Annotated in this window: 18 protein-coding genes and 4 pseudogenes; 16 read left to right on the top strand and 6 right to left on the bottom strand. The window is 59.0% G+C overall.

Annotated elements, in window-relative coordinates; translation table 11 throughout:
* The 15 genes and pseudogenes from M3436_11170 to M3436_11240 all read left to right on the top strand — a co-directional run.
* Window positions 1-190, top strand: a 190-nt coding sequence (locus tag M3436_11170) for a hypothetical protein (protein MDQ3564668.1), incomplete at its 5' end; no start/stop codon positions are given.
* A 416-nt stretch (window positions 191-606) separates the two neighbouring features.
* Window positions 607-933 (top strand): hypothetical protein, encoded by a 327-nt coding sequence (locus M3436_11175; protein ID MDQ3564669.1) that lies wholly within the window; start codon window positions 607-609, stop codon window positions 931-933.
* A 79-nt stretch (window positions 934-1,012) separates the two neighbouring features.
* Window positions 1,013-1,338: pseudogene (gene nuoI, locus M3436_11180) on the top strand (NADH-quinone oxidoreductase subunit NuoI).
* A 289-nt stretch (window positions 1,339-1,627) separates the two neighbouring features.
* Window positions 1,628-2,600, top strand: a pseudogene (locus M3436_11185) (alpha/beta hydrolase).
* 94 nt (window positions 2,601-2,694) lie between these two features.
* Window positions 2,695-3,261 carry an NAD(P)H-dependent oxidoreductase gene (locus M3436_11190; protein MDQ3564670.1) on the top strand — a complete coding sequence of 189 codons (567 nt, stop codon included), beginning with the start codon at window positions 2,695-2,697 and terminating at the stop codon, window positions 3,259-3,261.
* 123 nt (window positions 3,262-3,384) lie between these two features.
* Complete coding sequence (locus tag M3436_11195) at window positions 3,385-5,424, top strand: efflux RND transporter periplasmic adaptor subunit (GenBank protein MDQ3564671.1); 2,040 nt, start codon at window positions 3,385-3,387, stop codon at window positions 5,422-5,424.
* Window positions 5,421-7,994: an efflux RND transporter permease subunit gene (locus tag M3436_11200; protein ID MDQ3564672.1), complete on the top strand. Its 2,574-nt coding sequence runs from the start codon at window positions 5,421-5,423 to the stop codon at window positions 7,992-7,994. Before M3436_11195 ends, M3436_11200 begins: the two co-directional genes overlap by 4 nt.
* Before the next feature lies 1 nt (window position 7,995).
* A complete protein-coding gene (locus M3436_11205; GenBank protein ID MDQ3564673.1) occupies window positions 7,996-9,462 on the top strand; it encodes an efflux transporter outer membrane subunit in 1,467 nt (488 codons plus the stop codon).
* A 130-nt stretch (window positions 9,463-9,592) separates the two neighbouring features.
* Window positions 9,593-9,886, top strand: a pseudogene (locus tag M3436_11210) (alpha/beta hydrolase).
* 90 nt (window positions 9,887-9,976) lie between these two features.
* Window positions 9,977-10,909 (top strand): annotated as a pseudogene (locus tag M3436_11215) (NADP-dependent oxidoreductase).
* Between the two features lie 24 nt (window positions 10,910-10,933).
* Window positions 10,934-11,362, top strand: coding sequence for a hypothetical protein (locus M3436_11220; GenBank protein MDQ3564674.1), 429 nt, complete (start codon window positions 10,934-10,936; stop codon window positions 11,360-11,362).
* 256 nt (window positions 11,363-11,618) lie between these two features.
* Complete coding sequence (locus M3436_11225) at window positions 11,619-11,810, top strand: hypothetical protein (GenBank protein MDQ3564675.1); 192 nt, start codon at window positions 11,619-11,621, stop codon at window positions 11,808-11,810.
* A gap of 251 nt (window positions 11,811-12,061) precedes the next feature.
* Window positions 12,062-12,478 carry a secondary thiamine-phosphate synthase enzyme YjbQ gene (locus tag M3436_11230; protein MDQ3564676.1) on the top strand — a complete coding sequence of 139 codons (417 nt, stop codon included), beginning with the start codon at window positions 12,062-12,064 and terminating at the stop codon, window positions 12,476-12,478.
* A gap of 447 nt (window positions 12,479-12,925) precedes the next feature.
* Window positions 12,926-13,558, top strand: coding sequence for a GTP cyclohydrolase I FolE (folE, locus tag M3436_11235; protein ID MDQ3564677.1), 633 nt, complete (start codon window positions 12,926-12,928; stop codon window positions 13,556-13,558).
* 589 nt (window positions 13,559-14,147) lie between these two features.
* Window positions 14,148-14,342 (top strand): hypothetical protein, encoded by a 195-nt coding sequence (locus tag M3436_11240; protein MDQ3564678.1) that lies wholly within the window; start codon window positions 14,148-14,150, stop codon window positions 14,340-14,342.
* 988 nt (window positions 14,343-15,330) lie between these two features.
* Here the strand turns inward: M3436_11240 and M3436_11245 are convergent.
* The 4 genes from M3436_11245 to M3436_11260 all read right to left on the bottom strand — a co-directional run bounded on the left by M3436_11245 (window position 15,331) and on the right by M3436_11260 (window position 17,669).
* On the bottom strand, window positions 15,331-15,843 hold the full coding sequence (locus M3436_11245; protein MDQ3564679.1) for a DUF1993 domain-containing protein: 513 nt from the start codon (window positions 15,841-15,843) through the stop codon (window positions 15,331-15,333).
* Window positions 15,844-15,951: 108 nt separating this feature from the next.
* Window positions 15,952-16,500, bottom strand: coding sequence for a GIY-YIG nuclease family protein (locus M3436_11250; GenBank protein MDQ3564680.1), 549 nt, complete (start codon window positions 16,498-16,500; stop codon window positions 15,952-15,954).
* 226 nt (window positions 16,501-16,726) lie between these two features.
* Window positions 16,727-17,227 (bottom strand): integrase core domain-containing protein, encoded by a 501-nt coding sequence (locus tag M3436_11255; protein MDQ3564681.1) that lies wholly within the window; start codon window positions 17,225-17,227, stop codon window positions 16,727-16,729.
* A 271-nt stretch (window positions 17,228-17,498) separates the two neighbouring features.
* Window positions 17,499-17,669 (bottom strand): hypothetical protein, encoded by a 171-nt coding sequence (locus M3436_11260; GenBank protein ID MDQ3564682.1) that lies wholly within the window; start codon window positions 17,667-17,669, stop codon window positions 17,499-17,501.
* A gap of 53 nt (window positions 17,670-17,722) precedes the next feature.
* Between M3436_11260 and M3436_11265 the strand changes: the two genes are divergently transcribed.
* Complete coding sequence (locus tag M3436_11265; protein MDQ3564683.1) at window positions 17,723-18,172, top strand: hypothetical protein; 450 nt, start codon at window positions 17,723-17,725, stop codon at window positions 18,170-18,172.
* A gap of 157 nt (window positions 18,173-18,329) precedes the next feature.
* On the opposite strand, the gene M3436_11270 is transcribed toward M3436_11265, so the two are convergent.
* Together M3436_11270 and M3436_11275 are read right to left on the bottom strand one after the other, a co-directional pair.
* Window positions 18,330-19,325, bottom strand: a complete 996-nt coding sequence (locus M3436_11270) for an alpha/beta hydrolase fold domain-containing protein (protein MDQ3564684.1) — start codon at window positions 19,323-19,325, stop codon at window positions 18,330-18,332.
* A gap of 217 nt (window positions 19,326-19,542) precedes the next feature.
* Entirely contained in the window at window positions 19,543-20,565 is a 1,023-nt protein-coding gene (locus M3436_11275; protein MDQ3564685.1) for a DUF3734 domain-containing protein, read from the bottom strand.
* Window positions 20,566-20,656: the final 91 nt, after the last annotated feature.

Below are 20,656 nucleotides of genomic sequence, written 5' to 3' on the forward strand. Positions count from 1 at the left end.
GCCGTACAACTTTGGGAAGATCCTGACCAACGTTTCCGAGGCCAGCCCCGAACTTCAATTTTCGCTCGCCTATTCGGAAATCCTCGTTGGTGGCCTGACAGAATCAGTCGCCTCAAAACATGAAGGTCACTACTTTCCGGTGCAACGCTCGCTGCAGACGCGCTTCCGAGCGCTAGGTTCTCAGAACTGAATTGGCTTCCAGCGAGCCCCGTTCAACTGCAAGTGTTAGGACTGGGCAATCTAAAGTGGGCTGAGCATGCCCGGTTCACGCCCGTCCCAGCAAGCTGGGTGGACACCTATAAGGGCCTACCAGTGAGCCGCCATCAACTGGAGGTTCTTGAGTCACAGCACAAGCTTGCGGTAGCAACGCCGGCTAGTGGAATAAGCCCTCGCCCCTAAGGCATCTGGCCGGTCTGGGGTCTCAACAACCCGCCTGGGAGTTATCCCTAATCTCTTGGGATACCCCCAGGCGGGCGACTTGCAGTGCGGAACTCTCAGAAACTTAAAGACAAAAGAAGGAACCACAATGGAACAGACCATGACCCTTTCAGACAGAACGCGTGCCGGCGTTGTGCTGACGCACGCAAAACCAATGGAGAAAAAATCATGAAAACACCAAAACGATTGCCACTCGTAGCTTTCGGCGAACCTTCAGATGTCACCGAACTCAACACGGTCTCCGAACCGGTTCTCGGCCAGGAGAATGTTCTCGTCTCGATGGAAGCGGCCCCGATGAACATCCACCGCAGCGTAATGGCGAGCGAAATCGCGCTCGCCAAGATCCTCGGACACCACTATGGTGACGGTACCGTTTACGTACCCAGAGGCACGCCCCGGGCGCTATACAGGTCTTGCTTGCGCCAGGGATTCATCAGCGAGGACGGTTTTGTCACGCGTCGAGGGCGCAAGCTGTTGGCCCGCTACGAGCTGTAAACCCTAGCGGCTTAGCCTTTTTGATTCAGAAACGGCTGTCGATTGCATATTCGAGCGCCGGTCTTCTTAATCGAACGATATGACGACAAGGCTTACAAAAAAGATCTCCCATTACCTACGGACCTATCTGTTGTGGGAACTGCTCAAGGGACTGGCGGTGACTGGCCGGCATCTTTTTAAGCGCAAAGTGACCGTCTTCTACCCGGAGGAAAAAACGCCACAATCCCTCGCTTCAAGGGACTGCATGCTCTGCGCCGCTATCCAAACGGAAAGGAGCGGTGCATCGCTTGCGAGCTTTGTGAAGCCGTCTGCCCGGCTGTTTGTATTACCATTGGTTCCGAACAGCGCGAAGACGGAACCCGCCGGACGACGCGCTACGACATCGATCTCTTCAAGTGTATCTACTGGCGATGAGCTTCGCGTGGAGAGCGAAGTGCTCGAAGTGCGCCCGTCGAAGGCGTGGCCGGACCACGGGCTCATCAAGGTGCGCGCGACGACGCTGAACCAGTACGATGAGGCCGTTCAGAACTCAGTCGGCACTCTCGTCGTACCGCGTCGGGCATCCTTTCAGGAGATTTCAGAACGATTCAGTCCAGAGCCAGGACTTCCCAGCCGCGCCCGCGTATCTTCCTTTCCGCAGGCAAGGCAAAAAATTGCTTTCAACAGTCGATCCACCAACACTGAAAGGAGCCATATTGTGACGAAACACAGAGCCGGCAGCCCCGGCGTCGAACGCCACACCCAGGCGTTTCTGGAAACCCTGGCCGCCGGTGGTGGCAAGCCGATCGAACAACTGTCGCGGGTCGATGCGCGCGCGGTGCTGGTAAGTGCGCAAGCCGGCGTCGAGCCGGACGTACCCAAAGCCGAGATCTCGGAAAAAACCATCCGCGCCGATGGCCAGACCGTGACGCTGACGGTGTTGCGTCCGACCGGCGTGACGGAAACGCTCCCGGCGTTCATGTTCTTCCACGGCGGCGGATGGGTGCTCGGAAACTTTCCGACGCATGAGCGCCTGGTGCGCGACCTGGTCGCCGGATCCGGCGCGGCGGCGGTCTTTGTCAACTACACGCCGTCACCGGAAGCGCGCTATCCGACCGCGATCAATCAGGCCTACGCCGCGACCAAGTGGGTCGCCGAACACGGCCAAGAGATCAACGTCGACGGCAAGCGCCTCGCGGTGGTCGGCAACAGCGTCGGCGGCAACATGGCGGCCGATGGTCAGCCTGATGGCCAAGGATAGGGGCACCCCTGACATCAACTACCAGGTGCTGCTGTGGCCGGTGACGGACGCAAATTTCGAGAACGCGTCGTACCACCAGTTCGCCGACGGCCACTTCCTGATTCGCAACATGATGAAGTGGTTCTGGGACAACTACACCCCCGATCCGAAGCAGCGGCAGGACGTCTATGCCTCGCCCCTGCAGGCGACGACCCAGCGGCTCGAGAGTTTGCCGCCCGCGCTCATCCAGACGGCGGAAATGGATGTGCTGCGCGACGAAGGCGAGGCCTACGGACGCAAGCTGGATGCCGCCGGCGTGGATGTCACCGTGGTCCGTTACAACGGCCTGATCCACGACTATGGTCTGCTCAATGCCCTGAGCCAAGTGCCTGGTGTCCGCTCGGCGATCCTGCAGGCATCCGAAGAACTCAAGAAGCGGCTGCAGTAACACAGACGACGAGTACGCAACCACCTTACCCATAGCTTCGAAAGGAAAGGGGTAAGATAGAGTATTGGTAGCGGAAACCGCACAGGAGGAATTTATGCTTAGAACTGCCATCATCATCGGAAGCACGCGGCCCGGTCGCAAGGGCGAGGCCGTGGCCAAATGGGTTTACGAAATCGCACAAAAGCGTACCGACGCCGAGTTCGAACTCGTGGACATTAAAGACTTCGACCTGCCGCTCCTCGACGAGCCGGTGTCGCCCATAATGGGGCAATACAATAAGCCTCACACCAAAGTATGGGCCGCTAAGGTCGGCTCTTTTGACGGCTATGTATTCGTCACGCCCGAGTATAATCATGGCATCTCCGGCGCGCTCAAGAACGCGATTGATTTTCTGTTCCGCGAGTGGAACGACAAGGCGGCTGGCTTCGTCAGCTACGGCGGCGTCGGCGGGGCGCGCGCGGTCGAGCAGCTACGCTTGGTGATGGCCGAGGTGCAAATCGCCACGGTGCGCAACCAAGTCTTGCTCTCCATGTTTACCGACTTTGAAAACTTCAGCGTCTTCAAGCCGGCTTCCCATCACGAGAAGTCTGTCAACGCTATGCTCGACCAGGTTATCGCCTGGGCCGGCGCGTTGAAGCTGCTGCGGGAGAAGCGAGCATAGGACGCCGCGGAGTCAACTGATGAACGAACAAGCGGAGAACGTCGCCCTTGTTGCCAATGAAGCCTCGTGCTCCTCGCGGTCTTACGCGCCACGGCGAGAAGCTAAGCGGGGCGCTCGTGGCCTGTGATCGCGCAACCCAGTGTCAGGGTCCCGACGACAGGAGAGATCATTGCCAGGGTTTGGCCGCGGCGGGACGTAGGGGTCAATATGGGGCATGAGATGGACCTGTTGGAGCTGGCAGCCGCGTGGCGGAGTGAAGGGCGGCGCGTCGCGCTCGCAACCGTTGTGGCGACCTGGGGCTCATCGCCGCGCCCGCCGGGAAGTCAGTTGCTGGCGGATGATTCGGGGCGATTCATGGGCTCGGTTTCTGGAGGCTGCATCGAGGGCGAAGTGATGCGCCGCGCATTGGAAGTCATCGACACCGGAGAACCTGCGCTGCTCGATTTTGGCATCGCCAACGAGGATGCCTGGTCCGTGGGGCTCAGCTGCGGCGGCCGGATCCAGGTTTTTGTCGAGCCCGTCAGTCGCACGAAGTCGGACGTCCTCTCCGCGATTTTCGAGGCCAAGAGGGCGAAGGTTCCTGTCGCCCTGCTGACGCAGCTTCCCACCGGCGAGCAGATCGTCGTGGGGCCGCTGTCAGTGTCCCAAGATGCTGAGAAGCTGTTGGAAAACCGTCATGAGCGGGCGTCAGCCGGGGGAGGTCGGAGTGCAGGAACCGGAGCATACACGGTAGTACGTGAGGATTCCGAGCACCGCCCGACTCCGGATCACGCACGCGCAGTAGGTTTTCCAACAGATTCTGAGATCGACCCAGCCGCGATCAGGCGCAGCCGAGAACTGTTGGCCGAGGATCGCAGCGAGCGGTTCGACTCGGCTTCGGGGCCGGTCTTCATCCAGGTCTTCAATCCGTCGTTCAAGCTGATCTTGGTCGGCGCCGTGCACATCGCGCAGCCATTGGCGCGCCTCGGCGCTCTCGCGGGCTACGAGATCCTGATCATCGATCCGCGCGGCGCGTTTGCCGAAGCCGAGCGCTTCGCCGGGCTCAGGGTCGATGCCCGCTGGCCTGATCTCGTTATCACCGTGGTGAGTCAAACGGTGCCCGACGAACCGGAATTCATCGGGCAAACCGAGTCTTCCCGTCCGGTCGAGATCCGATCGCAGGTGACGGGCATCATCGAGGAGCGCGTTTTCCGGGAAGGCCGCAACGTCAAGAAGGGCGACCTGCTCTATCAGATCGATCCCGTGCCCTTTCAGGCCGCCAAGGCGAGCGCCAAGGCGATGGTGGGTCAGGCCGAGGCGCGCCTGGTGCAGGCCAAGCAAAACCACGCTCGCGTTAAACCGCTGCTCGCCGAGCAGGCGGTGAGCCAAAAAGATGTCGATGATGCCGTCGCCGAAGATCTGGCGGCGAAGGCGGCGCTTGCGGCAGCCAAGGCGCAACTGGTGAAGGCCCAGTTCGACCTGGACAATACCCGCATCACCGCGCCCATCGCTGGTCTGATCGAGCGGACCCGTGTCTATGAGGGGCGACTGGTGTCCGTGCAGACCGATCTGCTTACAATCATCCACCGGGTGGATCCCATGTATGTGACCGTCAGCGTCCCGGAACCCTTCCTACTCAAACGCCTCAGGGACCGCACCTTGAAGCGGGTCCAAGGGGCGGGCGTCTATCAATTGCGAGGGATTATCACCTTTGTGGACGGTACCAGGTATCCCCATGAGGGCAAGTTGGATCTGCTGGATGTGGGACTGCGCACCGCGACCGGGACCCGGGATGTACGGGTGGTCTTCCCCAATCCCGAGCAAGGTATAACTCCGGGGGAGCGGGCCTTGCTGCCGGGGCAGTTCGTCAAGGTGCGCTTCGCGGGTTCGGTCCGCACCGGAGTCGTGCTGGTCCCGCAGCGGGCGGTTCAGGTCGGTCCGGAGGGACCCGCGGTTTATGTCGTAGGGGAGGGCGAAAAAGCGGCGCTTCGCCCCGTCCAAGCCACCAGCTGGCAGGGTAACCAGTGGATCGTCGAAGCAGGGCTGGGCGCGGGAGAGCGGGTGGTGGTGACCGGTCTGCAAGCGATCATGCCGGGGTCGTCGGTGAAAACGGTTCCCTATGTCGCCGCTGATGCCGCCCCGCTCGCCAATCCGGCGGACACCGAAACCGGAGGGGTTCCGTGAGCCCCAGCTTCTTCATCGACCGCCCGATCTTTGCCTCGGTCCTCTCCATCGTGATCGTGGTGGTGGGTCTGGTGTCCATGCAGGTCCTGCCCGTGGCCCAATACCCCGAGATCACGCCCCCGGTGGTGCAGATCGAGGCCGACTATCCGGGCGCGAGCGCCGAGGTCGTAGCCGACGCCGTGGCACGTCCGATCGAAGTGCAGCTTCCGGGCATCGACAACCTCCTCTACTACGACTCGACCAGCACCAACGATGGGCACATGACCCTCCGGCTCACCTTCGAGATCGGGACCGATATCGATATCGCCGCCATACAGACGCAGAACCGCGAGAAGCTGGCCGAGCCGCAGTTGCCCCCCGAGGTCGTCCGCCGCGGCATCACGGTGAGAAAAGTGTCCCCGGATCTCCTGGGGGTGCTGACCCTGGAGTCGACCGATCCGCGGCACGACGCCTTGTTTCTCGCCAACTACGCGATCCTGCGGGTGCTCGATAACATCAAGCGGCTGCCGGGCGTCGGGGATGCCTTGGTGTTCGGCGCGCAGAGCTACAGCATGCGGTTGATCCTGGACCCGGTTCGGATGGCGCAGCTCGCACTCACCCCGACCGACATCGCCAACGTCGTCAACGAGCAGAATCGCGATTTTCCCTCTGGTACGGTCGGTCGCGAGCCCGCGCCCCTGGGAACCGAGCTCACCCTCCCGGTGATCACGCACGGCCGCATGACGGAGGTGAATGAATTCGAGGAGATGATCGTGAGAGCACTCCCGAACGGGTCCATGATCCGGCTCAAGGACGTGGCGAGGGTCGAGTTGGGCGCCCAGTCCTACGACCTCCAAGGGCGATTCAAGGGCAAGCCGACGACGTTTTTACTGACCTTTCTCTCTCCGGGGGCGAACGCGCTCGATACGGTCAAGCGCATTCGCGCCGAGATGGATGCGCTGGCAAAGAGCTTTCCGCCAGGTGTGAGATACGACGTTCCCTACGACACGACCCGGTTCACGGGGCTGGCACTTGGGATCTACGCCATCGTGATCGGCCTCGCCGTCGGGATGTTCTGGACGCTCCCTTCGGCCTTCCTGCCCGAGGAGGACCAGGGCTATTTCATCAGCATGGTCCAGCTACCGGAGGGTGCGTCAAAACAGCGGACAACGGAGGTGGTGAGCAAGCTCGAACAGTACTATCTGGCCGTGCCGGAGATCCATAGCACCAACGTTCTGGTCGGCCAAAACTTCGTGTTCAGCACCCGCGGCTCCAATACGGCGACCATGTTCACTCCCTTGCGCCTCTGGGATGAACGCACGAGCCCGGACCAACACGTCAAGGCGCTCATCGGGAACGCATTCGGGGAATTCGCGAAGATCCCCGAGGCGCAGGTCCTGGCCTTCAACGCGCCCTCGATCCGGGGGCTGGGGGCAACGGGTGGGTTCTCGGTGCAGATCCAGGATCCCGCCGGGGGGGACTTCAAGCGATTTGCCGCCGTCGCCCAGGAGTTCATCGCAAAGGCCAAACAGAACCCGGCGATTGGGGCCATCGGCACCAGCTTTCGCGTGAGCTCCCCGCGGCTCTCTCTCCACGTGAACCGGGAACGGGCCAAGGCGCTCGGCGTGCCCATTTCCGAAGTCTTCGACACCCTGCAGGCCTATTTCGGCAACCTCTACATCAACGACTTCGTAAAATTCGGCCGGGTCTATCGCGTGCAGACGGAGGCGGAGGCCCAGTACCGTTCGCGCCCGGAGGACATCGCCAAGATCTACGTCCGCGCCCAGAACGAACAGGGCACGTCCATGATCCCGCTCGATGCGGTGGTCACGACGGAATTCACCAGCGGGCCCGATCCGGTGACCCACTTCAACGGCTACAACGCCGCCTTGATGTTGGGCGAAGCGGCACCCGGCTACAGCTCGGGTCAGGCGCTCGATGCCTTGGAGCGCGCGGCCGAGGAGACCCTCGTCCCCAAGGGCTATGCCCTCGACTGGAGCGGGATCACCTACCAGGAGCGCAAGGTGGGGACGCAATCCGTCCTGGCTTTCGCCTTCGGCCTGCTCATGGTGTTCCTCGTGTTGGCCGCTCAGTATGAGAGCTGGTCCGTGCCCCTGGTCGTGAATCTGGCGGTTCCCTTCGGCATCTTCGGGGCCTTGGCGGCCGTATGGATCCGCGGCATTACCAACGACATCTTTTTCCAAATCGGCTTGGTGACGCTCATCGGTCTTTCGGCCAAGAACGCCATCCTGATCGTGGAGTTCGTGAACAAGCGCTATCAAGCCGGACTTCCGGTCATCGACGCCGCGCTCGAGGGCGCCAGGCTACGCTTCCGTCCGATCATCATGACCTCCATGGCCTTCATTCTGGGGGTCACGCCGCTGGTTTTGGCCACCGGCGCCGGGGCCGCCGGCCGTCATTCCATCGGCACCGGCGTATTCGGCGGCATGCTCGCAGAAACCTTCCTGGCCATCTTTTTCACCCCGGTCTTTTTCGTGCTGAACCGGAAGCTTGCCGAGTTCCTCTCCCGTCGACGCACCAAGGGGAAGAGCCCCGTGCCGGCCCAGCCTTCAGCTAGTGGAGGACCTTGAGATGCGCGGCCTCGTAGCGGTGAGCGTCGCGCTCATGCTGAACGCCTGTGCGCTCGGCCCTGACTACGTACGCCCCGATATCGTCACACCCAGCGGCTTCCGTATGGCGAGAGCCGAGGGAGAGTCCATCGCCAATCTGCCCTGGTGGAAACTCCTGCGCGACGACGAACTGCAAAAGCTCGTTCGCATCTCACTCCAGGAGAACAAGGACCTGCACCAAGCACTGGCGAGCATCGACGAATTTGAAGCGCGGCTTGCTATCGCCCGGATGGACTTCGCGCCCCAAGTAAGTGCAACGGCCAACGCCCCCGCCCTCGGCCGCATGAACGCAACCAGCATCCCAGGTTTTCCTACACCCTCCAGCTACTACATCCAGGGCAATCTCTCCTGGGAGATCGATATCTGGGGGCGGGTGCGCCGGGCGAACGAGGCGGCGCGTGCCGACCTGCTCGCCCGGGCGGAGAACCGGCGGGCGGTGGTTCTGGCGCTCGTGAGCGGAGTCGCCCAGGCCTATTTCGATCTCCGCCAGCTCGATATGCAATTGGACATCGTTCGGCGCACGCTACAATCGTGGGAAGAATCCGTCAGGATCGCCCGGGCTCGGTTGCGGCAGGGCCTGATCCCCAAGCTCGACGCCGACCAGTTCGAGGCGGAACGGGCCAACGCCGCGTCGCGCGCGGCGGAGCTCAAGCGGCGGATGGTGCAAAAGGAGAACGAGCTGAACGTGCTGCTAGGGCGGAATCCCGCGCAGATCCCCAGGGGGCGAGCGCTCACCGACCAGATGCTGCCGCCTGCAGTGCCGGCCGGCCTGCCTTCCGAGCTACTGCAGCGCCGCCCGGACATCCTGCAAGCGGAGCAGCAGCTGACCGCGGCCACCGCCCGGATCGGGGTCGCAAAGGCCGAGCGATTTCCGAAGATCACGCTCACGGGACTCCTCGGCCTGGCGAGCCCGCAGCTTTCCGCTCTCGGGAGCGGTGCCTTTGGATCCGCCGGCCTCGCTTTGGCCGCGCCCCTCTTCAATGCCCAAGCCTTGGGCTTCCAACAGCGGGCGGCCGAGGCCCAAGCCAAGCAGGTCCTGGCCCAATACCAGCAGACGATCCTGGTAGCTTTCAGGGAGGTCGAGGATGCCCTCGTCGGGGTGGACACGGCCCGGGAGCAGACCGAGGCGCAAGAAAGCCAAGTCGCCTCGCTACGATCGGCCCTACATCTCGCCGAACTGCGCTACCAGGGCGGACTCTCCAACTATCTGGATGTGCTCACATCCAAGCGGAACCTCTTTGACGCAGAGCTTACGCTTACGGCGACCCAGCGCTTGCACTTGGTGTCCATAGTCCAGCTCTACAAGGCGCTGGGTGGGGGGTGGTCGCCAAGCGACACGCTCCAAAGTATAGATTCTTTCGCCGTGACTTCTTTGCATTTGGCAAAGAAGTTTCGTCTGCCCTTTGGTTGCGGCCAGAGGCCGCGCTAGGAAGGATACGGTAAAGTGACCGGTAAAGACATGCGCATCACACCTCAGCTTGAAAAGCCACACCAGCGCGAGCTGCAGAATGTAGTTGAGCAGGCTGTCATCCTCTGGCCCTGCATACGAGAGTGGATGCGGCCACGGCCGATCGAGCCAGCCCTGGAACGGCAACGACATAGACAGCTACGCCGACGGTCTCGCGATGCTCGTCGAAACGCTCGATCTCAAGAACGCGATTCATCTCGGCCACTCCACGGGCGGCGGTGAAGTCGCCCGCTATATCTGCCGCCACGGCACGAAGCGTATGGCCAAGGCTGTGCTGATCGGCGCGGTGCCGCCGTTGATGCTGAAGACGGCCGCCAATCCCGGCGGCCTCCCGATGGAGGCGTTCGACCAGATCCGCGCAGGCGTCCTCGCCGACCGCTCGCAGCTCACCGGGAATCAGCCTGGTGACAGAAGAACCACAAACCGTAAGATGAAAAACGTTGAGAAACCATAAAAGGAGATCTCAATGGAAACAATGAAAGCAGTGCGAATTCATACGTATGGTGGTCCAGAGGTACTCAAGTACGAAGAGGCCCCGCGCCCAAAGCCAGGGGCCGGTGAAGTCCTGATCCGAGTGCACGCAGCCGGGGTGAATCCAGTGGATTGGAAAATCCGTGAGGGCTATTTCAAAGGAAGGGTGGACCATTCGCTGCCCCTGATTCTAGGGTGGGACCTCTCGGGCGTTGTCGAGGTCACAGGCTCCGGCGTCGCTCAATTAAAAACCGGCGATGAGGTCTATACAGCCGCCCGGACAGCGCTCGGGATGGGGCCTATGCTGAGCACATCGTTGTTCGAGAGACGGAAGTCGCGCTCAAGCCTAAGTCCATCGACCACATCCATGCCGCCGCCATTCCCCTGGCTGCGCTGACGGCGTGGCAGTCACTTTTCGATGCGGGCGGATTGAGCACGGGTCAGAAGGTGCTCATCCATGCGGCCGCTGGCGGCGTCGGGAGCTTTGCGGTGCAGCTCGCGAAGTGGAAGGGGGGCGCATGTGATCGGCACGGCGTCCAAACGCAACCAGGATTTCGTGAAAAACCTCGGGGCCGACGAAACCATCGACTATCAGACCACGCGCTTCGAAGAGGTGGTCCATGAGGTGGATGTCGTCTTCGACACGATCGGAGGCGAGACTCAGAAGCGCTCCTGGAAGGTGCTAAAGAAGGGCGGAATCCTGATTTCAATCGTTGGCCCTCCCTCAGCAAAGGAAGCCACCGCGCATGGCGTGCGCCAGGCTTCGGTGTTCGTCCAACCGTCAGCCGTGCAGCTCATTGAGCTTGGAAAGCTGGTCGATTTGAGAAAGCTTAAGTCCATTGTCGAAACCGTTCTGCCGCTCTCGGAAGCAAAGCGTGCCCACGAGCTCAGCCAGACAGGCCACACGCGCGGCAAGATCGTCCTCGAGGTGACATGATGGTTAAGTGTTCGACACCCAAGGATGACGCTCATCTATTCGCAAGGACATTCCGATTATATCGGCGGCGCGCACCTGCTGGCTCGCTCGGAGCTGGAAATCATCGCGGAGGAACGTGTCGCCAAGTTCATCCGCCTAAAGCACGACGGTCATCGCCTGACTCCAACGCGCACATTCAGGGAAGAGACAACGCTGCGCAAAGGCGCGCGGACAATTTCCCTGAAACGGGACGAGTTTCACTCTCCTGAGAGAGACCTTGTCATCTTCTTTCCCAACGAAAAGGTGATGATGGCTGTGGACTTCATCGCGCCGGGCTGGGTGCCGCTGCTGGATTTCGACATCACCGGCAATATGTTCGTCTACCTCGGCGCGACCGCCTCCTCGCATACGAGTTTGATGCATTCATCTCTGGACACACCGCTGACATCGGACGACGCAAGGATGTCGAGTTGACCAAAAAATACGCGTTCGATGTATATGAGACGGTAAAGCGAATCCACGGCCAGATAAACGTCGCCGAGCTTCTGGCTCAGAATCGCGACAACGAGCAAGCCAAATCAAGGCGCTGATTGAGGTAGTCACCGCCAAGGCCGCCGCCGATGTAAAGGGCCGATGGCTGAACGGGCCCATGAAGGGCGTCGACCTTTGGACAGAGAGACACTGCCGCGCCATGCTGCTTTACGTACGCTGGAGTGACTGAGGGATGAGCATGACGCACTCAGAAGCCCCAAGACTTGAGCGTCGCTCGCGGATAGGGATACGGAAAGTGGCCGGTTATGTGTGTGACCTGGCCGGTCACATCGTTAAAGATCCCAACTTACGGGTCCAAGAAGCGATCGAACTGGTGTTCAAGAAATTCCGAGAGCTGGAAAGTATCCACCAAACCTCGGTGGTTTCATGAGGAAAACATCGAGTTGCCCGTCAATAAAGCGGTGGGGGGCCCTCAATCGCGTGGGGCTAGGGCCGATAGATCACGGATGGCGTTGCCCGTGTGCAGTCGGTGGTGGTGGCCACGGTTCTCAGGCAATTGGTTTTGTTGAACGATGCGAGGCAGGAGGCTTTAAAAAAGCTGGAGCGGGGGTTGATCTTCAATTGCCGCGGATTGCGAACGGGTTGCATCCAGGCGCTGTTCGAGCTTGAGCGGGGATAGCCATGGTCGCACAAGAGAGAATCATTCGCACCACCCAGGGCAGGAGTAGCATCGAGCTTACCGCCGAGGTGGAGCGCATCGTGGCGCGATCCGGGATCCGACAGGGGCTTTGCCATGTCTTCGTGCACCACACCAGCGCCTCGCTCATGCTCTGCGAGAATGCCGACCCTACGGTGCGGCGTGACCTGGAGGCCTTTATGGCACGCTTGGTGCCGGACGGCGACCCCCTGTTTCGCCACACGACCGAGGGCCCCGATGACATGCCGGCCCACGTCCGCTCGGTTTTGACTCAATCGGCGCTCACCATCCCGGTAAGCGAAGGCCGCTGTGTGCTCGGGACCTGGCAGGGGATCTACCTGTGGGAGCATCGGTATCATGGCCACAGGCGCGAGCTGACGGTGACGGTGTACGGTGAATGAAGCGGCTCGGCACATTGATGTCTAGCGAGTAGATAGGTGCTCGAGCGATACCCCAAACCGCGCCGGCGCCTTCCCATAACGCCGGCGTGTCTACCACCAGGTCGAACAGCGTGACATCCGGCGGCAGGATCTCGTCGAGGATGGCTGCGACGATGTCTGGGGTCAGAGTGGTCAGGTTGACCATCCGGACCCGATTCTATCCGGTTCAGCCCCTGAGCCGACCATCCCCTCTTGGCCGGTGCTCGCACATGACACCAACCGGTCTCGAAAGTTGGTACTGGCCCATGAATGGCCCGAAAACTCTCCGTGACAAATCCAGGACGAGCCTGTTTGACAACTCACAAACCCAGCAGTAATTTTCTTGTCGACGAAAAGAGCGTTTAAAATACTTATTCGTCTATTGTGATACACCCCCTTTCTGTTAGAACCAAGAGCGGAGTGCAAGAGATGAATAAGCCACTGATGAATGTATTGGCCGAGGGTCACTATGCCGCCAATTTGGATGCAACACCGGGCGAGAGCTATGACACAAAATTCGAGTCCCTCGTGCGGGAGATGCTGCTCCACTTAGGCGAAGACCCAAACCGCGAAGGTCTTGACCGTACGCCTCAACGCGTAGCCAAGGCGATGAACTTCCTTACTAGCGGCTACCGCATGTCGGCCACCGAGGTTGTCAAGGACTCCCTGTTTTCCGAAGACTGCGATGAGATGATCGTGGTCAAAGATATCGAGTTCTATTCCCTCTGCGAACATCATATGCTCCCTTTTGCAGGCAGGGCCCATGTCGGTTATCTTCCTAATGGGCAAGTGATCGGCCTCTCGAAAATTGCTCGCGTCATTGATGTGTTCGCGCGTCGCCTGCAGCTCCAAGAACGGCTCACTAGCCAGGTCGCCATGACCCTAATGGAGGTGCTCAAAGCAACAGGCGTGGGCGTGGTGATGGAAGCCAGCCACTTTTGCATGGTCATGCGAGGGGTGCAAAAACAAAATAGCCTAACGGTAACGAGCGCGATGCTTGGCAAATTCCGGGAAAATACCCGGACTCGTGCTGAATTCTTAGAGTTGATAACGCACTCATGATTCCATCCTCAGGGCGCCAAGCAGGGCCAATCCCTGGCCCTGGCTTTCGATCGACCCCAAGTGGCTTGATCCCAACCGATACCCGATTCTATCCGGTTCAGCCTCTGAACCGACCCCTCGATTGATTGAGGTTGAATCGAGACCGTTTAGTTCTGATCGCGATTGTATGTGCAGACCTCTGAGATCTCAGCTTCGGAAAGATCGTGTCACTGCGATCGCTGGCTTTTTCTGTTCCATCAACAGCGGCGGCCACGAACAGTTGCGAATGAGTTGACCGCTAGCTCTCAACTTAAACTGTCCCTGAAACTATGCGAAGGCAGCGCTATGGTGACCTTCACGCATCTGGGCGACACCGTGTGGTAGGCTCTAACTTACGTCGTCAGAATTTTCGGCTAGAGTGTCTGCTTTTCCGCTCTTCGGGTGGTTGTGATTAGGTAACCATTTGAGATTGTGAGGCCCGAGTAATGGATCAAAGCAGGCGTTCACCTGCTATTGCCCACTTGTCCTGGGGCAGGATGGAAATTGACGGTTATGCTCCATTTAAACCCATCATGTACCCGGCATTCAACCGGCCGATGTGCAGGAATTAGTGGATAACGGTGCCGAGGTCATCGTCCTTTCAGAAGGGGTCCTGAACTACCTGCGGGTGTGTCCCGAAACACTACGGCTCCTCGACCAGAAAGGGATCACGACTCATGTACTTCAGACTGAGAAGGCCGTCAGCCTTTACAACCGGTTGTGCGAAAAGGAACGGGTCGGTGGGTTGTTCCATTCCACGTGCTGATTGAGAAGGGGTAGAGAAAAGGGGTGACTACCTGGATGCGATGTGCCGATGGATACGCGCCTAATCCGCAGATCATTATTGATCACATGTCTTCTAGCGACGCCACCAACAACGCTGGCTGACTATGAGCCAACACCGCGCATGGCATTGGGCACGCATTACAAGGAAGAGGCTGAATACAAGATCGATTATCGGTACGGATCTCATCATCAAAGGCAGGGTGCTGGCGGTGCCGAACTGTACCGCGATTGCGCATGCGCGCATCGAGCATTGGCAAGCGGTCGTAGCTCATCGAGCGTGAAGGCATCGAGGTGATCCGACTGCCACCTCGCTCTCCCAATTTGAACGCCTACGCGGAACGCTTCGTGCATTCCGTCAAGGAGGAAGTTCTCAATCGCATTATTTTCTTCGGTGAGAGCTCACTGCGCCGTGCCCTTCGCCATGGCGCATTACCATGCGCAACGCAACCATCAAGGCATCGAAAACAGAATAATCCAGCCTTCCAACATCGTTGCCTTTACCGATACGCCAATTCAGTGTCGCGATCGGCTCGGCGGCATGTGAAGTATTACTATCGGGAGGCAGCTTGCTGGCTGAAAGCCAGATACTCGATTGAAGCAACTGCCTGATTTGTCAAGTGCGGCTACAGCGCTACGATGATTTGTACGACAACGAATCGTACAAGAAGCTAAAAGCAGTCTAGATAATCTCTATAACCTATTGAATTTGGCGCGCCCGGAGGGACTCGAACCCCCGACCACCTGGTTCGAAGTCGGATGTGCTAATTAGGTGTTTTATGCGAATATACAGTTAGTTACGAATGCCGCCCTGTGCTATATTCGAGACTTCACCAACGAGAACTATCAATAAGTTACGTTTTCCGATGTCTATTGAATAGCACAGTTGCCCGAGCGTAACCGTGTCGCAGGTAGAAGCCGCATTTCGCGACGAGCCCCGACCGCATCGTGCCGATAAGTCCCCGCACGCCCTACTGCTGCGGCGCGCCCAGATAGTCCGTCTTTCCCAGTTCCACACCATTGTGGCGAAGGATGTTGTAGGCCGTAGTGACGTGGAAATGGAAGTTGGGCAGCACGAAGTTCAACAGGTAAGCCTGGCCCTTGAAGTTGAGTGTGCCGCGGGGCGTACTCAGCATGATGGGCTTTTCCTCCGAGCCATCGATCTGATCGGGCTTGAAGGTCTTGAGAAGGGCAATCGTCTTGTCGATGCGCGCATACAGTTCCGGAAACGTGGATTCGGTGTCTTCGTACTTGGGCGGATCGATGCCGGCCAGCCGCGACGGACATCCCTTGGCATTGTCTGTGGCGATCTGCACCTGCCGCGACAGTGGGAACATGTCCGGGTACAGGCGGCTGTTGATCAGCACGGCGGGATCGAACTTCTTCGCCTCGGCATGTGCGGCGCCCTTTTCCAGGATCCCCTTCAGGTTGTCGAGCATTCGGATGAAGGCAGGCACCGAGGCCTGGTACATCGAGATGGTCATGAGCTTTCTCCCGTGGGTCTTCGCCCTCGGTGCTTGCTAAGCGCTGCCCTATCGTCACGGAATCCTGTCGTGTTGCATGGCGTTCATTAACAAAATCGTGGGCTAGAGTCAGGCGCCGGAGTTTGTCGCCAACGTCATCTGCTGCGGTCGGATGCTCGGTTCGAAGACCTCCCTGACCTTCGCCTCGAACCACCGAAACGAAGGGTGCTGTTTCGAATAAAACAGATGCGTCGTCCGGCTGCGGCGATAATCCGATGCACCGAAGCGCGCGATCGGGGTCTGAAACCTCCCCGAATGCTGAAGCATTTCAGCCCACTTCTGCTCCAGTTTGCGGTCGGAGAGGGCATACCATACCTCGATGGGCGTGGTGAAACCGAGCAAATAGTCGATGTGCCAGTGGGGCTCGCCAACGGATGCAAGATGATGGCTGAGGCGAGCTCGAATGCCGCCATGGCCGCAGGCGCTTCCGAGGTACCCGTAAAATCCCGGGATAAACGTGAACCTCCCCAACCGGCCAATGACGAGCCGCTGAGTCTCCTTAACCGAAAGGACCAAGACGTAAACGCCCTTGCTTTCGGGCATTTCGATCATCGCGTTCTTGAGGTCTGTGAATCCCTCCGGCGTCCCAGCGATAGACTCTATGCGCATCGATATCATGGCGATGTCAGCAGCACCTTACCGGTGAACGATCGGGGTGTGCTTTAGGCACCAAAACGTCGGTGCCGCAGCGCTTATATTAATCAAAAAAATACTCCCTGGGGAGAGGCATCCCGTCGGTGAACAAACAGTTGCACGACTCCGCTTTGGGAACCTGTCTGTTGCGAATTATTGCTCCTATCGGGCAACAGGCAGATGAAACATTCCATGGCAATGGCCGAGCCACTTACGGCTCAATCGTTGCCCGTGACGCCGCTTTCTCCGTCCCGTAGCCGTTCGGCGTTTCGCCGCTTAAGCCGGTATGGCAACGGTGCTGGTTATAGTAGTCGCGGTACGCAAGGAGCTTGCGCTCAAGATCTGTCCCATTCCAGAAGAACAGCTGATCGAGGTACTCGCGCCGCAGCGTACCGATGAGGCGTTCGACGAAAGGATGCGACTGCGGCACAAACGGAACGGTCTTGATCTCTGCTACGCCAAGAATGCGTAGATTGGCCAACCACCGATGGAAGCGGAACAGCGGATCGTTGTCGGTGGACACATACTTCGGCAAAGGGTGCTTGACAAGAGCGTGATTGAACATCCGACACACGGCAACCCCATCAACGTCTCCACGCGCAACGCCAAAACCGATGATCCGTCGCGTGAAGACATCAATTACTACCATGACCCAATAGCTTTGCAACAAGATTGACTCACAGCGAAACAGATCGGAGGCTGTCTTTGGCATGACCGATAGCCGTCAACCGGGACACGCCGTCGCCGCGCGAGTCGGGATGATAATCGAATTTCAAAAGCCCTTTTTCTCCAAAAGGGAAGATACGACCGAATCTACTAGCTGTCAAACACGCGCTATCTCGGTCCAGAATTGGGGAATTGTCGGGCTATAGGTCGGCTCGAAGCGCCAAGTTTCGAGGCGTTTTGGCGTCTTGGGTGAACTAGGGCCAACGGTAGGATTGTCGGCTCAGGGATCTGAACCGGGTGGGGTGTTCGTTTTAGGATCAGGCTACTTGGAATAGCTCGAATGGCCGCGCCGGGGATCGGGGCGGTGCCCGGGCGGACAAGCCGAGATGAGTGAGGATCTTGGCGATCACGTCGGGGTTTTCGATGGCGGCGATGATCTTCAGCGTGCCGCCGCAGTGAGGGCAGTGCTCAATATCGATATCGAACACCCGTTTGAGCAGCCGAGCCCGGCCTCACGACCGGCGAGGCGGCGGCTGCGCAAATGATCGCCCTGCGCGCCAACGACGGCTCGTCGCCTGCGGAGTTCTACCTGCCCGAGTCGTCCGATGTCGGCGTATGGCAGACCACGCCGAGCTGCCCTGCGAACGGCGGAGTCTTTTTCCAGTGGCAAAAGATGACGCCCTTCGGCATCCCGAGCGACCCAGGCAGCCAGACGTGGCTCGAGCAGTTTCTCCCGCCTCCGCCGCCGGAATACACCAGCAACATTTATGCGGCCCGGCGGGAGAGAACCGCTGGCCATGACGTGTTCGGGCCCGACGGGGCGGAAATCCCAGGCAAACTTGAACAAGGAAAGGCCAAAGCACGTGCTGCCCGGCTTGAACATAATCGAGCCATGATTTGTCGGCAGTGTCAGGCAAAAGCGGAGAACGACCGCAGAGATGTGCCCAGCAATGTCCGTCTAAATCGCTACAGAGTTCTCGGTAACCCGTAACCGCGTTACGGTAGCTCGGCAGTCAATGCATTTACGAGCACGGCAGGTCTAGCTAACCCCGTAAACTTGTTTTCAGGCAGACAGATACTATAGCCCTAACCGGATTGTGCCTTGGTGCGCGAGCGCTCGTCGCATTTTCTCCGGAATGTTTGGATAATTAGCATAGGCATTTCTTCAGTTCGGCGGCCGCCTGCTCGAACAGTGAACGGGTCGCTGGTTCCATCGCTAAACCATTCAGCAATCCGAAGTCGTGGATCATGCCGTTATATCGCACCGTGGTAACCTTGACTCCAGCTTCGTCCAACTTGCGACCATACGCCTCGCCTTCGTCACGCAAAACGTCGCTTTCCGCGACCTGGATCAGTGCGGGAGGCAATCCCTTCAATTGCTCGACCGTAGCCTGTAAGGGAAAGGCGTAGATTTCTTTGCGCTCTTTGGGGTCGGTCGTGTAAAGGTCATACATCCACTTCATCAAAGGCGTGGTGAGGAAACGCTTCTCGCCGAACCGTTTGTAGGATTCGGTTTCGAAATTCGCGTCCACAATCGGCCACATCATTATCTGAAGTTTGATTACGGGGCCGCTCTTCTCCTTAGCCTTCAGAGCGGTCACAGCAGTCATATTGCCGCCGACGCTGTTGCCCACGACGGCCAGGTTTTTCCCGTCCACCCCAATCTCCTCGCCGTGCTCGGCCCCCCACTTCGTTGCGGCGTAGATTTCGTTGACTGCTTGTGGATACCTGGCGTCGGGCGTGCGTGTGTAGTTGACGAAGACTCCAGCCAAACCGGAAAGGACGACGAGGTCGCGAACCATCCGCTTGTGTGTTGGATAATCTCCGAGTACCCAACCGCCGCCGTGGATGAAGATGAAGACCGGGAGTTTTCCTTTGACGCCCTTGGGGCGCACGACGTTCAATTTGATGGTGTAGCCATCGATGGTGATGGTCTTCTCTGACTCCTCAATGCCTGAAAGATCGACTTGATCGGACGCTTGCGCCTTAACCAGCACCTCACGCGCTTCTAGCGGGGGTAATGTCTCTAAGGGTGGGCCATCTCCCGAATTCAGCGCTTTCAAAAATGCCTTCACGCCGCTTGAAAGACGCGGATCGGCGGCAACCTCTAGCTGTTTTTCGGGCTGTAGAATTGTAGTGCTCATGATTTCTTCTCTTGTGTGAACGGGTTAGTTGCGCATTTCGCTTGCGCCGCGAGATACTTTTTTTGACAACCTCACTCTGAGGCAAAGTGCCATCCATTGCCCAACCGGCTGCTCGCTACAACCGGCATCACTAGCTTCACTAACCTTTTTCTATACCCCTGTTCGCTACTGTGTGTCGTATTCATCATACTGCTCCGCGAAGGCGTTCTCGATCACGTCAGAGGTGTCCACGGAATTTGGCTCCTGTCACGCTGATTTTTGTTTGACCAACGGGTCTTTTTGACGAGCGTCCTTTCGTTCGTCGCGTGTTCGTTCGATCGCCATCCGTCGGCTTTGCTTCAGTCGTTGCCCGGCTCTTTCCGACAAGGGCGTCGTGCATCACATCGAACACGCGCACGCCGACTTCCCTCGGTTTTGGTGCGAGCCATGGCGAGGCGCGCAGTGTGGTGGAGGCATCGGAAATCCCCTGCGCCCAGCGGGCGTTCATCGTGCCTCGGCTGAACTCATAGTCCTTCGACGCGCCTTGAGGTTCGAACGGCCGAAAGATGAGCTGGACGATGTCCATCTCGGTGACGCAGCCGAATGCATAGAGCCGCTTGGCCTGTTCAGTCCTTGCGATTTCCTGCGGCAGCAATTTGTGCAGTTCGTTGATCGCATGACGCACCTCATGCTTTTGCCGGAAGGCGTCGGTATTGACCCGCGTCCGGCTGGAATATCGGATATCTGTTTCCCGCTCGCTGACCTCTTCGAGATTTTTCGGGAGGTGGCCGCGGCCCTGGAACACGTCGACCTGAAAGCATAGACGACTGCGGCGCGGATAATAGTCCAGCACGTATTGCAGCGGCGTGTTTGAGACCAGCCCGCCGTCCCAATAATGCTCGCCATCGATCTCGATCGGAGGAAAGCCTGGCGGCAGCGCGCCACTCGCCATCACATGCTCTGGACGGATGGTGATTTCCTCGCTATCGAAATAGGCAAAGCGACCGGTACGCACATTCACCGCCCCCACGCTGAAGCGCATCTCCTTGGGGTTGTTGATGCGGTCGAAATCGACCAGTCGCTCCAGCGTGCACTTGAGCGCATTGGTGCTGTAGTAGCTGGTGGGTTTTTCCGGTAAAAACCAGTCTTGCAGGGCGCACGGAGCGAAAAAGCCGGGCTGGCCGAACATCAGAGCTGAAAGCGCGCTTGCCTTTTGCTGCCAAACGGCTAGCCCGCATTTCTCACCAATGTGTCGATACATGAGCTAAAGGCATTGATGAGGACATCAGAAAAGAAGACCGCTTGAATTAGCCGCTGCGGTCGAGACGCCAACAGGACAAATCGAGTAACTC

Source organism: Pseudomonadota bacterium, from assembly GCA_030859565.1.
GTDB lineage: Bacteria > Pseudomonadota > Gammaproteobacteria > JACCXJ01 > JACCXJ01 > USCg-Taylor.